This window comes from Mesorhizobium sp. B2-3-6 (genome assembly GCF_006442305.1).
In the GTDB taxonomy this organism is placed as follows: domain Bacteria; phylum Pseudomonadota; class Alphaproteobacteria; order Rhizobiales; family Rhizobiaceae; genus Mesorhizobium.
In genome coordinates this window covers 977,358-989,897 of record NZ_VFVW01000001.1, presented here as the reverse complement: position 1 = coordinate 989,897, position 12,540 = coordinate 977,358, and the positions used below count along the sequence as shown (strand labels likewise).

At 62.1% G+C, this 12,540-nt stretch carries 14 protein-coding genes; 8 read left to right on the top strand and 6 right to left on the bottom strand.

Annotation, left to right across the window (positions count from 1 at the left end):
* Both FJ953_RS04795 and FJ953_RS04790 read right to left on the bottom strand, forming a co-directional pair.
* Positions 1–723, bottom strand: a complete 723-nt coding sequence (locus tag FJ953_RS04795; RefSeq protein WP_140495743.1) for an ABC transporter permease subunit — start codon at positions 721–723, stop codon at positions 1–3.
* Between the two features lie 74 nt (positions 724–797).
* Positions 798–1,583 (bottom strand): transporter substrate-binding domain-containing protein, encoded by a 786-nt coding sequence (locus FJ953_RS04790; protein WP_140495742.1) that lies wholly within the window; start codon positions 1,581–1,583, stop codon positions 798–800.
* A 554-nt stretch (positions 1,584–2,137) separates the two neighbouring features.
* Here FJ953_RS04790 and FJ953_RS04785 point away from each other — a divergent pair.
* Positions 2,138–3,433 carry an amidase gene (locus tag FJ953_RS04785; RefSeq protein WP_181171552.1) on the top strand — a complete coding sequence of 432 codons (1,296 nt, stop codon included), beginning with the start codon at positions 2,138–2,140 and terminating at the stop codon, positions 3,431–3,433.
* 152 nt (positions 3,434–3,585) lie between these two features.
* A complete protein-coding gene (locus FJ953_RS04780; RefSeq protein WP_140495740.1) occupies positions 3,586–4,590 on the top strand; it encodes a LysR substrate-binding domain-containing protein in 1,005 nt (334 codons plus the stop codon).
* Positions 4,591–4,596: 6 nt separating this feature from the next.
* Here FJ953_RS04780 and FJ953_RS04775 read toward each other — a convergent pair whose 3' ends face one another.
* Together FJ953_RS04775 and FJ953_RS04770 are read right to left on the bottom strand one after the other, a co-directional pair.
* Positions 4,597–5,802: an aminotransferase class V-fold PLP-dependent enzyme gene (locus tag FJ953_RS04775; protein ID WP_246674706.1), complete on the bottom strand. Its 1,206-nt coding sequence runs from the start codon at positions 5,800–5,802 to the stop codon at positions 4,597–4,599.
* The gene (locus FJ953_RS04770) at positions 5,744–6,745 is read right to left on the bottom strand and encodes an ornithine cyclodeaminase family protein (protein WP_181171551.1); all 1,002 of its coding nucleotides are present in this window, start codon (positions 6,743–6,745) and stop codon (positions 5,744–5,746) included. The genes FJ953_RS04775 and FJ953_RS04770 overlap by 59 nt, the downstream gene beginning before the upstream one ends.
* A 214-nt stretch (positions 6,746–6,959) precedes the next feature.
* Here FJ953_RS04770 and FJ953_RS04765 point away from each other — a divergent pair, with 214 nt between their 5' ends.
* The 4 genes from FJ953_RS04765 (at position 6,960) to FJ953_RS04750 (ending at position 9,940) form a co-directional block, all read left to right on the top strand.
* Entirely contained in the window at positions 6,960–8,306 is a 1,347-nt protein-coding gene (locus FJ953_RS04765) for an FAD-dependent oxidoreductase (protein ID WP_246674704.1), read from the top strand.
* 70 nt (positions 8,307–8,376) lie between these two features.
* A complete protein-coding gene (locus FJ953_RS04760; RefSeq protein ID WP_140555125.1) occupies positions 8,377–8,727 on the top strand; it encodes a RidA family protein in 351 nt (116 codons plus the stop codon).
* Between the two features lie 107 nt (positions 8,728–8,834).
* Positions 8,835–9,266, top strand: coding sequence for a cupin domain-containing protein (locus FJ953_RS04755; protein ID WP_140495738.1), 432 nt, complete (start codon positions 8,835–8,837; stop codon positions 9,264–9,266).
* A gap of 227 nt (positions 9,267–9,493) precedes the next feature.
* Positions 9,494–9,940 carry a hypothetical protein gene (locus FJ953_RS04750; protein ID WP_140495737.1) on the top strand — a complete coding sequence of 149 codons (447 nt, stop codon included), beginning with the start codon at positions 9,494–9,496 and terminating at the stop codon, positions 9,938–9,940.
* Between the two features lie 69 nt (positions 9,941–10,009).
* On the opposite strand, the gene FJ953_RS04745 is transcribed toward FJ953_RS04750, so the two are convergent.
* The gene (locus FJ953_RS04745; protein ID WP_140495736.1) at positions 10,010–10,465 is read right to left on the bottom strand and encodes a carboxymuconolactone decarboxylase family protein; all 456 of its coding nucleotides are present in this window, start codon (positions 10,463–10,465) and stop codon (positions 10,010–10,012) included.
* A gap of 121 nt (positions 10,466–10,586) precedes the next feature.
* On the bottom strand, positions 10,587–11,015 hold the full coding sequence (locus tag FJ953_RS04740; RefSeq protein ID WP_140495735.1) for an SRPBCC domain-containing protein: 429 nt from the start codon (positions 11,013–11,015) through the stop codon (positions 10,587–10,589).
* 199 nt (positions 11,016–11,214) lie between these two features.
* Here FJ953_RS04740 and FJ953_RS04735 point away from each other — a divergent pair, with 199 nt between their 5' ends.
* Positions 11,215–11,973, top strand: coding sequence for a copper homeostasis protein CutC (locus FJ953_RS04735; protein ID WP_140495734.1), 759 nt, complete (start codon positions 11,215–11,217; stop codon positions 11,971–11,973).
* A complete protein-coding gene (locus FJ953_RS04730) occupies positions 11,970–12,464 on the top strand; it encodes a GNAT family N-acetyltransferase (RefSeq protein ID WP_140495733.1) in 495 nt (164 codons plus the stop codon). Before FJ953_RS04735 ends, FJ953_RS04730 begins: the two co-directional genes overlap by 4 nt.
* Positions 12,465–12,540: the final 76 nt, after the last annotated feature.

The following is a 12,540-nucleotide window of genomic DNA, read 5'->3' as shown; positions in this document are numbered from 1 at the left end:
CTAGCCCCGCCTCCCGCCACGGACGGTGGCTGTTTCGAGGGCATGGAAAAGCATCGCCGATATGCCGGACATGGCGAGGAACACGAACGCGATCGCGCAATAGAACATGAAGTAATCGCGCGTCGCGCCGGCAGCCATCTTGCCGGCGAGAACGAGCTCGGTAAAACCGATCAGGCTGACCAGTGAGCTTTCCTTCAAAACGACCAGCCACAAATTGCCAAGCCCCGGCAAGGCCAGGGGGACCATTTGCGGCACGGTGACCAGGAAGAAGGTCTGGCGCCGTGTCAGACCGAGTGCATGGGCTGCCTCGACCTGACCTCGCGGGATGGCCACGATCGCGCCGCGCAGGACCTCCGTGCTGTAGCCGCCTTGAACGATCCCAAGCGACAGGGTCGCGGCGACAAACCCATTGACCTGGAATTCGGAAGTCAGTCCCGCCAGGCTCACGGCCCAGCGCAACGCGTCCGTCGCGGTATAGTAGACGAGGAATATGATGAGAATGTCCGGTACGGACCGGATGATTGTCGTATAGGCAACGGCTGCGGAGACCGCCACGCGGTTCTTCGAGATCTTGGCCACCGCACCCATGAGGCCGAGGGTCAGGCCCACGAGATAGGCGCTGATCGAAATTCCAAGGCTCAGGCAAGCGCCAAGAAGCAATTCGTCGCCCCAGCCCTTGTCCCCGAAGCTGAGCAGGGTTGCCCAAGACACGGTCGAGTTCATACAGCGCGTTCCAGTTCAATGAAGATGGCGACGGCCGCCCCGGGCCGGCCGTCCCCCGGGCCTGAACCAGATGATCAATCGCCGTAAATGTTGAAATCGAAATAGCGCTTGGTGATCGTCTCGTACTCGCCGCTGGCGCGCACCGCCTTGAGTGCTGCATTGAGGCGGTCCCTCAGAGCGGTGTCTTCCTTGCGCAGGCCGCCGCCGTCGCCGTATCCAAACATTTTCTCATGCGGCAGCGTCACCTTGATTTCATAAGCCTGGCCCTCCGGCTTCTTCAAGAAATCCTGGATCTGGATGCCTGCCGCAGCCATGAGATCCACGCGTCCGGCCTGGATGTCCGCGATTTCGTCATCGAGTGTTGGATAGATCTTCACTTCGGCAATGCCGTTGAACTTATCCTGCATGTAGGTCGCCTGCAGGCTGGCACTCTGTGCCGCGACCGCAATCCCCTTGAATGTCTCCGGCTTGGTCACGTCGAACTGCCGCGTATCCGCCTTGGCGCCGACAAGCACGTTGGGCGAATAGTAGTACTTGTCGGTGAAATCGATCACCTCCTTGCGCTTGTCCGTGATCGACATCGAGCTCCAGATGACGTCGAACTTCTTGGCCAGCAGCGCGGGAATGATGCCGTCCCAGGCGATATCGACGATCTCACATTTCGCCTTCATCTCTTTGCAAACGGCATTCATCAGGTCGATTTCCCAGCCCTGCCAGGTGCCGCTGGCATCCTTGACGGAGAAAGGCGGGTATGGCTCCGCGGCGACACCGAAACGGATGACATCGTCGGCCGCCGACGATGAATTGGCGGCGCCAAATACCGCCACGATCAGTGACAAGGCGAGTGCAAGCTTTTTCATGATTGTTCCCCTTTTTGTTTATGTGGATTTGTATCTTCCGCAATGATGATGCTGGTAGCCGGGCATCTGCCGATCTTTCGACGTCGGCCCGTGGCCAGCCGGCAGCATCGAGCATCGTGGACTGGTTCGGATGTCGGCGATGCGAACTTGGCCATTCGGCTCAGTCGACCTTCTTTCAGGGCGGTGTTTGAAAACGCTAACAGTTCAAATGATCTCGATCTAATGCCCCCTGCCGTGCGGTTCATCACCAATAGTTATGACGATAGCCCCTTCGAGTGACGCAGTCCGGCGACCGGCAAACGATCGCCGCTCGTTGATCCGCGCGTGCGAGGACAGGGCTGAATTGAACGGTTCACGACGCCGCCATTGATCGCGACTATGAGTTTTCAGCGATAGTCCCGCGTCCACGGGAATAAGCTCGCGACTGTCCACCAAATTTCTGATGTGGCATCGTCGGCCGGTTCCGGGATGGCCGGCCGCAATGCAGTCGGCCCGCGGCCCGTTCGCTCTAAGGTGGTCACATGAATAGCAGCCCTTGCCGGTCCATCGAGGAGATGAGCGAAAAGATCGCTGCCGGCCTGTCGCCCGTGGAAATCGTGGAGGGCTGCCTCGAGCGCATCCAGGAGCTGAATGAACACATCAAGGCGATGATATTCGTGGCCGAAGCTGATGCCCTGGACGCCGCGCTTCAGGCCACACGCGAAATCAGATCCGGTCACAGGCGCGGCCCGCTGCATGGCGTGCCGATCGCGGTCAAAGACGTTATCGATGTCGAGGATTGGCCGACAACGGCTGGCTCCCGGTTGTTTCGGGACCACGTGGCGACGGAAACGGCAACATGCATTGCCAATCTTCAGGCGGCCGGCGCCATCATCATCGGCAAGACGAACCTGCACGAACTGTGCGTCGGCGGTCATGACAACCCTTGGTTCGGCAAGGTCGCCAACCCGCTTGATCCGGACCGTGGGACAGGTGGCACGAGCAGCGGGTCGGCCGCAGCGGTCGCGGCCGGTTTTTGCCTGGCAGCGGTTGGCACGGACAGCGGCGGGTCAAACCGATCCCCGGCTGCTGCAACCGGCTTGTTCGGTTACAAGCCGACGAATGATCTGATCGCCGTACAGGGCGTCATGAGCATAGCGCCTTCGCTGGACTGCATCGGCGTTCTTGCACGCTCGGTCAGGGACGTTCGCCTGATGACCGAGGCGCTTGCCGGAAAACGGCTCGCCCCGTCGGCAAGCGGGGGCAGCAAAACGACAACGGGCATCACGATCGGCATCTGCCCCGAACTGCTTGGCGCTCACGTCGACACGTCAGTCGATATCGCGTTGGCTACCATGCTCGATCGTCCTGAAGTGCGCACGGTCGAGATCACCTTCGACGACAGGGAGGCGTTCGTTGCCGCGGGACTGACAATCCTCCAATGTGAGTTCGCGCGAATCTACCGCAATGCAATCGAGCAGAAGCCGGACATGGTCGGCGACGCGGTTCACTTATTCCTGCAGGGCGGCATTCGCATCCATGCCGGCGCCTATGATAGCGCCATCGAAATCCGTAACGGCGTGCGAGGCCGGTTTCTGGAGAAAATCGCGGGCCTGGACGCTCTTGCCATCCCTACGGCGCCTGGATCGGCGCCGCGGCTTTCCGACGAACTCACCGAGGTGAATGGGGAAATGGTGCCGTGGGGAATGGCCGGCGGCCGCTTCCGCCGCTGGGCAAACATGCTTGGCATGCCGGCGTTGGCTATTCCTTTGTTGGTTCCTGACGGGCTCCCGGTGTCGGCGCAACTTGCCGCAGGTCCGGGTCGGGACGCCGGTTTGCTCGACCTCGCCGAAATGTTGACAGGCAACTGAAATCAGCTCCGCCAAATCGCTGAAAGTTCATAACCTCCAGGAATAAACTTCCTTCGCGCGCCTCTTGGAACATCCGGCCCTTCCCATTAATCTTGGCGTTCGCAGCTCGCTGTTTCGCACAGCGATCCAGCTGCCTGGCAAGGTAAGCGGGCATGAAATTTGGCGAAAAGGACACCGTCACGAAGGAGGCAGAGTTTACGCCTCGCGAGATCGAGGTCTTCGCTTCGGTCATGCTGCATGGAACAACCACCAAGGCGGCCGACGCACTTGACATCACGCAGCCGGCTGTCAGCAAGATGCTCCAGCAACTCAGCGAGAAGGCGGATTTCCAGCTGTTCAGGAAAAGCCGGCAGCGGCTGATCCCCACCCCTGAAGCACACATGCTCTATGCCGAGGTGAAGCGCGTTTTCGAGTCCGCGCGCGGCATCTCGCGCGCCGCGAGGGAGATACGCGAGTTGCGAAGTGGCAGGCTGAACATCTGCGCGCTCCCGGCCTTCGGGTCCACGCTGCTGCCGTCCATCATCACGAGCTTCTCAAAACAGCATCCATCCGTGTCGATTTCCCTGGATATCCGCAGCTCCGCCACGGTGGTGCAGCGGGCGAGCCGCAATCAGCTCGACATCGGAATAGGCGTAACGGCATCGGACGAGAATTCTTCAATCGTCAGGCGAGCGCTGACAGCGACCCCACCGGTTTGCGTCATGCCGGCGGGTCACCGTCTGGCTGAGCTCGACGTGGTGCAGGCAGAAGATCTCGACGGTCTCGACTTCATCTCGATGGGCTCCGCCGATCCGATGCGGCAGCAGCTCGATGCCTTGTGCGAAGAACGCGGAGTGGGACGTCTGTTGAAGATAGAGGCCAGCCTGTCCAGTGCGTGCATCGCCCTTGTCGCGTCGGGGGCGGGCGTGAGCGTCGTCGACAGGCTTTCGGCGTGGCTGGCACGCGACCTGCCGATCGAGATCAGGGATTTCCGGCCACGTCTCGATCTGAACCTCAGCGTCTACCGGCCTTGGGGTGTCATTGCATCGACGGCGGCGGACGCCTTCACCGAGCATCTCATCCAGACGACGCGAAGCTTTATGAACGGCGTAGAGGCAGGAATCACCGCCCTGGGTCCTCGCCGCCAGGCCGACAGAACTGTTTTCATTCACCGCTGAAAGCCTCTAGCGGAGCGGCAGGCATTCGAACAGGCGGCCGATATCGGCTTCGTCATTGTAGACATGCGGCGACACGCGCATCTTCGTGCCGCGCAGCGTGACGTGCACGTCAGCCCGCTTCAGCTCTTGTGCCGCATTCGGCGCGAGACGGCCCCCTATGTCGAGGATCGCGATATGGGGCGTTGGGTGTCGCGGACGCGCGACCGGCAGCCCTCTGCTTTCCGCCTGCGCCCAGACAAGCTCATTAAGGTGACGCAGGCGCTCAAACACGCGCCCGACGGTCCAACCGCGGATGAACTTCATTGCGGCGATTGCGATGGGCAGGACCGCGAAATCGGAGCGTTCCCCCATGTCGAACCGCCGCGCGCCGGGAAGAAACTCGGCCACGGCCACCTTGTGGAAGTCCGATTTGTCCCCGCCCATCCGGTTCCATGAATGATGCTCCAGAGTGCGCCCCTCTGTGTGCCAACGCCGGTCGGCGTAAAGGAATGCGAGGCGATATGGCCCCAGAAGGAACTTGTAGGTGGCAAAGACGAGAAAGTCCGGTCGGACGCGCCGGACATCGAAGGGTATCGCGCCAACCCACTGGGTTCCGTCAACGACAAGACTGGCGCCCGCTGCCCGTGTGGCGGCGGCCACCGCCTCCAGGTCGATCGCCACGCCCTCGAACCAATGCACCAGCGTCCCCGCAACGACCGCGATGGGACGGCTCGAGTCTTGGATTGCCGATACGATCGCGCTGGTCCAGTCGCCGTCGGCTGGTTGCGGGACGATATCAACGCAGGCGCCGGCGCGTTGCGCGAGGTCATACCAGACATATCTGTGCGAGGTGTGTTCGTTCTCCATCAGAAGGATGGCCGAACCTGCCGCAACCAAAACGTTGGCGGCTGCGATAGCCATGCCATAGCTGGTGGCGGCCACAATGGCGATCTCATCGGCATCGGCGCCCACCATTGATGCGGCGAGTTGCCGCGCCTCTTCCACCTCGTCGTAATAAGAGGCGATGGTCATTTTCCAGGGTTCGGCTTTCACCCTGACGCCGGCCTCGCCGGCCGCGACGGCGGCGGTCGGGATCGGAGACATGTATGCGGTATCCAGATAAGCTGTCTCGCGGGGAATGGAGAAGAGATCTCGTTGGCAGCTCAGCATGGCATCACAACCTGAAATCAATTGAGGTGCCGAGTCCGGCGTTGCGGGCGGAGATATAGACAAGATTGGCAAGCTCGATGTCTTGCGCCGGAACGCCGAGAGACCGGAAAAGCGTGATCTGATCGTCGCCAGTGCGGCCGGGTTTCGCACCTGCCAGCACGTCGCCGACCTCGCCACGGATATGATCGACGCCGATCACGCCGGTTTCAATCGCCTCGATCAGTTCTCCCGCGGCCGTCAGCGCCATAGGCAGGTAGTCGACCCAGATCTGCGCTCTGCGCACACAGTCGAGGTCGAGCTCGCGGCATGAAGCGACGCTCGCCCCGACCGCATTGATATGGACACCAGGCGGAAGCCATTCGCCGCACAGCACCGGCTTTTCGGAAGATGTCGTGGTGCAGATGATGTCGGCCTCGCGAACGGCCTCGCCAGGGTCGCGATGTGCCTTCGCCTGGAATCCGGCGGCTGACTGCTCCTCGGCGAAGTGCTGCGCCTTTGCAAAGTCGCGACCCCAAACATGGATTGCATGGATCGGCCGGACGTCCGCAATAGCCGCGACATGCCGGCGCGCTTGCTCGCCATATCCGAACAGTGTCAGCGTGGTGGTGTCTTCGCGCGAAAGTGCCCTGGTCGCGACAGCACTGGCCGCCGCGGTCCGCCAAGCCGTAAGCTCTCCCCCGTCGATCAAGGCTACAGGCCGTCCATGATCCTTGTCGAACAGGAAGACACCGCCGCGATGAGACGCGAACCCATGCGCGAAATTGTCAGGAAACACGGAAAGCACCTTCGCCCCGAACAGCGGCCGGTCATCCAGCGCAGCATACATAAGCGACAGACAACTCCCGGCCGCACCCGGCAGCTCAAGTGTGCGCCTGATCTGCTGGCGCGCCATGCCGCTCGATGTTTTGCGCAGTGCGGCCTCGGTCGCTTCAAGAGCCAGGGATAGGCTCAAAATGTCCCGGATCGCGTTCTTGTCGATCAGGAGGAATTCCGGCTCGCCACTCACCGTGCAGTCTCTTCCATTCCGCGATCCCCGATGCGCCGATAAGCGTAGCATTGCTCTCGCAAACGGTTGCGCCCGAATTTGATAACTTCGCACGAGAAGTTGCCCGTGCGGGCTAATGGGCCGACCTGGGCAGCCGCAGATGGCTGGGACATTGGTTCATAACTTTTGGCCATGAACGGCAGCGACCAGTTCAATTGACCGCAGTTGGCACCCATTGCAATGTTTTCAGGCAACCGAGGATGTTGTGCGGGGTTGCAAACACATCGCAGGCGCCGATCGAATTAAGAAGAGCGGCGTCAGCAGTACTGTCAAGAACTCCAGCAACATCTCTCAACGATATAGCGGCATTTGCATCGATTCGTCTTTCAGAGATTACTCGTATCGGATGACGTCATTAGCCCGGGAATTTTTGGAGGTCATCTTTATGCGTGTCGTGGTCATTGGTTCCGGTATCGTCGGCAGTTCCGCCGCCTATGAATGCGCCAAGGCGGGAGCAAGCGTCGTCGTGCTGGAGGCCGGACGGATAGCAGGCGGCACGTCGGCGGTAAGCTTTGCCTGGACAAATGCGACGACCAAGCAGCCCCGGCCGTATTTCGATCTGAACGTCTCGGGAATGCGCGCCCATCTTGAACTCAAGCGCGACTTCGGCGTCGCTCCCTGGTTCACCCAGACCGGCAGTTTCGATTGGCGAACAGTGCCGGAGTCGATGGACGATTATTTCGAGAACTTCAGGCAGATGAAGGAATGGGGCTACGGCGTCGAGTGGATCGACAAGAAGCGCGTCGCCGAGATGGAGCCCGATATCGATGCCTCCGCCTTCGGCGATTGTCCAATCTCCTACTATCCGGAAGAGGGCTGGGTCGATCCGGTGCTCTACTCGGCCTGGCTTTTGCGGGCGGCGAAGGAGCGCTGGGGAGCACAGGTCAAACTCGGTTCACGCGTGACCGAGATCGAGACCGAAAGCGGGCGCGTACGGGCAGTTCGGACGGCGAACGGAGGCCGACACGCTGCGGATGCCGTCGTGAGCTGCACCGGCGGCTGGTCTAGTGAGAGGCTCGGCGATGCCCAGGGTATTCCACTTTCCTCGACCATAGGCGTGCTCGCCTTCACCCCGCCGGTGGCGTTGACGCTCCGAAGCCAGCTGCATGCCGACGATCTGGATATCCGTCCCGACGGAGCGGGGCGCATCATGATCCATAAGGTCTCGGTAGACATGACCCTGGAGAAGCCGGAGGTGCTCAGCCCTGCCGGGAACGAGGCGGCGACGCTCCTGGATGCGGCGACCAAGGTCCTGCCTTCGCTCCGCGACGCAGGTGTGGAAGCCATTCGCACGACGGTCCGGCCGTTCCCGGAGGACGGCTACACCTGTGCCGGCGCCATGCCGGATATCGTCGGCCACTACATGGCCGTAACGCACAGTGGTGTGACCATCGGCCCGCAATTGGGCAAGGTGGTCGCCGACGAAGTCGTGCGCGGCAAAATCCATGACGAAATGGAAACGTTTCGTCCGCAACGCTTCTTCCAGGCCCACGCCCAGCGCTCCGCTGTCGCGCACGTCTGATCCCGCTCAGCAGACCGCTGGATTGCGTACGGCGGCCTGCTTTTGACCAACGCAACCAGGGGCCTCCGCCATGGGGAACATCGAACGATTCGACAAGAACGAACGGCTTAGCCGTATCGTCGTTCACAACGGCACGGCCTATCTCTCGGGCTTGACGGCCGATGACAAGAAAACCGGCACGTCTGACCAGACGAAGGAGATATTGGAAAAGGCGGATCGCCTTCTGGCGAGCGTCGGTTCGGATAGATCGAAGCTGCTGGTCGCGCAGATCTGGTTGAGGGATGTCGAAGACTTCGACGCGATGAACAAGGCTTGGGTCACATGGCTCGACGGCGTGGAGCCCCCGGCACGCGCCACGGTCGGGGCGAGCTTCGCCTTGCCCGAGATCCGTGTCGAGATCCAGCTTACCGCAGCGATTTGACACGTCGCCCGCCACGTCCAGGCCAGCGAGTCCAATCAGATTCGTCAGGGACATGCTTGCGCACCGGCCTTCGCGGCGCGATAGATGCGGCGGTTTGGGGAGGAATCATGCGAAAAGTCCTGGCATCGGCATTGCTGCTGGCGGCTGCGGCGTTCGCGACCGGCGCTCATGCGCTGGACAGCAGCGGCACGCCCGTCGTCGTGACACCCCTCGCCTCGCGCACGACCACCGCTTCCGGCCAGCCGATCACGCTGCCGCAGAAGAACGTGCAGGTGCTGGTGTCGACCTACGACATAGCGCCGGGCGCGACCTTGCCGGTGCACAAGCATCCGTTCCCGCGCTACGCCTATGTCGAGGCCGGCACGTTGAAGGTCACCAATGTCGAGACCGGCAACAGCAACACCTACAAGACTGGCGATTTCATCATCGAGATGATCGGGCAGTGGCATCAGGCCACCAATATCGGTGAAGGCCCCGTCAAGCTGCTGGTGATCGACCAGGTCGAGGAAGGCACCAAGAACACGGTTTTGCGCCAGTAAGCCACCGCTGCTCCGGGTCCTCGAACTGTCTCGCCACGGGAGCGCGCCGCGCTAAGTCGTTGGCCCAGCTCCCATCCGGTTCCGCACGACCGGGCTGACGATGCTATGCCGGTTGCCCGCCTTACCGGCGGAACCGGATTCCCCCTGTTGGGTTTTTCGCGAAATCCCTTTGCTTGGTGAATGCCTTTTCCTGGAGCAAACTCCCTGCCGGGGCTCAAGGAGCAGAAATGAGAGCACGAACAGCGACGGTCGGCGATCTGGAAGACGTGTTTCGCCATTTGTCCAAGCGGATGTCCGACGAATACATCGCCGCCGGCAAGGACAGCAAGGTCGCCTACGACAATCTGATGATGAACCTGAAGGAGGGCCGCGCCCATGCCCTTGTCGACAGCGACGGGACCGTAGCAATCGTCGCCTGGCACGAGCATGGCGACGCCGCGGACACGCTGTTCGCCGCGCGCGAGGGCTTTTTCAGGGCCGCGACCGTGCGTTTCTGCAGGCGGCATATCAGGCAGATCCAGGCGCTCGCCGGCAATCTCCCTATTCACTCCCGCAGCTGGCTCACGGGACCGGAAATCGCAAAATGGTTTCGCACCATCGGCTATGTCGAACGCGGCGAGGAAAATGGCGCCAAACTGTTCGAATTGCCGCCGGCCGCGACCCGGCCGGGCTAGGCAAGCAGGTTTGGTGCACCGCGAGTCCAGCCGCCATTGCACCGTGGCACGGCTCGCCTTCGCGCGGCCTTAGCCCCAGGCGCCGACCATTTGGCGTGTCGTGGCGTTCAGCCGATTGAAGGCGTTGATCACGGCGATCTGGATGACGAGCCCGGCAAGCGCCTTTTCGTCATAGTGCCGGGCGGCCTCGTCCCATACCTCGTCCGTCACGGCATCCGTTCTGTCGGCCAGCCTTGTGCCGGCTTCGGCAAGGGCAAGCGCGGCGCGTTCGGCATCGGTGAAGTACGGCGTCTCCCGCCAGGCCGACAAGGCAAAGATGCGTTCGTCCTTCTCGCCAGCCTTCTTGAGTTCGCGCGCATGCATGTCGACGCAAACCGAGCAGCCATTGATCTGGCTGGCGCGCAGATGGACGAGCTTGCGCGTCACATAGGGCAAATCGGCCGCCTCGGTCGACTTGTCCAGCGCCAGCAGCGCCTGCAGGGCGCCGGGGATGAGCATCACGGGGTTCTTGAGCCTGGCTTCCACGGTGTTTCTCCGTTTGAAAAGTTTGGTCAGGGCGCGGTTTGCCATGCCCGGAAGCGGCGCATCCGGGGAGACTTGTTGTGGTTCGCCGGCCATGGCGACCGGTTGGTCGAGGAGAGTCGGCTCAGCCTTGCTTCGCAGCCACCTGCTCAAGTCGCTCAAGAATACGCGGCCAGCCGCTTCCCATGCCGACATATCCACGCTCATCGGCCGGCCGGAACCCCGAGTGCTCCATCCGCACCCGGGTCGCCGCGCCCTCAGGCGTGAGCGACCAGGTCACCACGGTTTTCAGTCCGCTGTCGGATTCGCTTCCGTCGCCCCAGCTATAGGCAAGCAGGCGTGGCGCCTCGACTTTCAGCACGACGCAGTTCGTCACCCCGGACCAGCCCGGTACCGGTGAAGCGCGGAACGTGAAGCGATGCCCCTCTTGCGGCGCGAAGTCATTCTGCATGAGCCATTCTGCGACGAGTTCGGGCACTGTCAGCGCACGCCATATCTTCTCCGCCGAATGCGGAATCAGCCGTTCAACGACGATCGATTTGGTCTGTGTCATGCCGTGCTCCTCTTAGTCGTCGTCGAGCCACCGCTCGCGATCAATAACTCGATGGCTATGGGTTAACTCATAACCATGTAGTTATAAGACTGTCAAGCAGGGAAATGCCCCCTGGTCCAATGCGCCGTGCCGTTCCTGCTTTCGCGCCCGCCGCGCGGGTGCTACGGGCTTCTCACAACATCATGGACAGGATCACACCTTGACTGAAGAAGCCCGCCCGCCGCTGATCGAAATCTGTGTCGAGGGCATTGATGGCCTTCTGGCCGCACAGGCCGGCGGCGCCGACAGGGTCGAACTGTGCGCCAGCCTCGTCGAAGGCGGCATCACGCCGAGCTTGGGAACCGTGCGCGCCGCGCTCGACCAGGCGATTGTGCCGTTCCATGTCATGGTGCGGCCGCGTGGCGGCGATTTTCTCTACAGCGAAACCGAGTACCGTTCGATGCTGGCCGACGTAGCCGCCCTGCGCGACCTCGGCGTGCCCGGCGTGGTGTTCGGCTGCCTCACCGCCGAAGGCACCATCGACGAGCGCCGCATGAGCGAACTGACGGAGGCCGCCGGCGGCCTTAACGTCACGTGTCACCGCGCTTTCGACATGACGCGCGACCCGGCCGAGGCGTTGGAAGCGCTGATCCGCTGCAAGGTCGGCCGCGTGCTGACCAGCGGCCAACGCGACACGGCGATGGAGGGCCTGTCGCTGCTGGCGGACCTGGTGCGACAGGGGGGCGACCGCATCGTCATTCTCGGCTGCGGCGGGCTCGATCTCGGCAACATTGCCGAGGTGCGGCAAAGGACCGGACTGTCCGAAATGCATTTCGCCGTCCTTAAGGACGTGCCCAGCGCCATGCGCTACCGCAATCCCAAGGTCGGCATGGGTGGCTCCGATCTCGACCGCGAGTATCGCAATACGCTCACCGATACGCCGCTTGTGGCAGCGACGATCGCGGGGGCCAAGGCATGACCGCCCTCTCCCCGATCAGCCGTGTCAGGCAAAGCGACGAAGCGGCCATACTCGCGCTCAACAACGAGCATGCCGCCGAATTGTCGTGGCTTGAGCCCGAGCGCCTGTCTTTCCTGCTTGGCGAGGCGTTCTATGCGCGCCGCATCGGCGCGCTCGAAGCCTTCATCATGACCTTCGATCAAGGGGCTCGGTACGACAGTCCGAATTTTCTCTGGTTTCGCGAACGCTACGAGCGCTTCGTCTATGTCGATCGCGTCGTGGTGGCGGCGCAAGCTCGTGGCCGCGGCCATGCCCGCCTGCTCTACCAAGACCTGTTCGAGCACGCCACGCGCGCCGGCCATGCACTGGTCACATGCGAGGTCAATGCCGACCCGCCCAACCCGGCTTCGGACGCCTTCCATGCAGCGCTCGGCTTCACCGAGGTCGGCGACGCGGTGATCCATGGCGGCAAGAAGGCGGTGCGCTACTACGTCAGGCGGATCATCGCCTGAGCGCTGCTCCTTTCCAGGTCTCTGCCACTACTGGAACAACGCCGCTGCACTGACCAGCGTCGTCCAGAACCCCCAC

Coding starts and splice junctions, on each gene's coding strand:
- FJ953_RS04795 (WP_140495743.1), bottom strand. CDS start 723: ATGAACTCGACCGTGTCTTGGGCAACCCTGCTCAGCTTCGGGGACAAG.
- FJ953_RS04790 (WP_140495742.1), bottom strand. CDS start 1,583: ATGAAAAAGCTTGCACTCGCCTTGTCACTGATCGTGGCGGTATTTGGC.
- FJ953_RS04755 (WP_140495738.1), top strand. CDS start 8,835: ATGCGAAAAGTCCTGGCATCGGCATTGCTGCTGGCGGCTGCGGCGTTC.
- FJ953_RS04730 (WP_140495733.1), top strand. CDS start 11,970: ATGACCGCCCTCTCCCCGATCAGCCGTGTCAGGCAAAGCGACGAAGCG.
- FJ953_RS04760 (WP_140555125.1), top strand. CDS start 8,377: ATGGGGAACATCGAACGATTCGACAAGAACGAACGGCTTAGCCGTATC.
- FJ953_RS04785 (WP_181171552.1), top strand. CDS start 2,138: ATGAGCGAAAAGATCGCTGCCGGCCTGTCGCCCGTGGAAATCGTGGAG.
- FJ953_RS04780 (WP_140495740.1), top strand. CDS start 3,586: ATGAAATTTGGCGAAAAGGACACCGTCACGAAGGAGGCAGAGTTTACG.
- FJ953_RS04750 (WP_140495737.1), top strand. CDS start 9,494: ATGAGAGCACGAACAGCGACGGTCGGCGATCTGGAAGACGTGTTTCGC.
- FJ953_RS04740 (WP_140495735.1), bottom strand. CDS start 11,015: ATGACACAGACCAAATCGATCGTCGTTGAACGGCTGATTCCGCATTCG.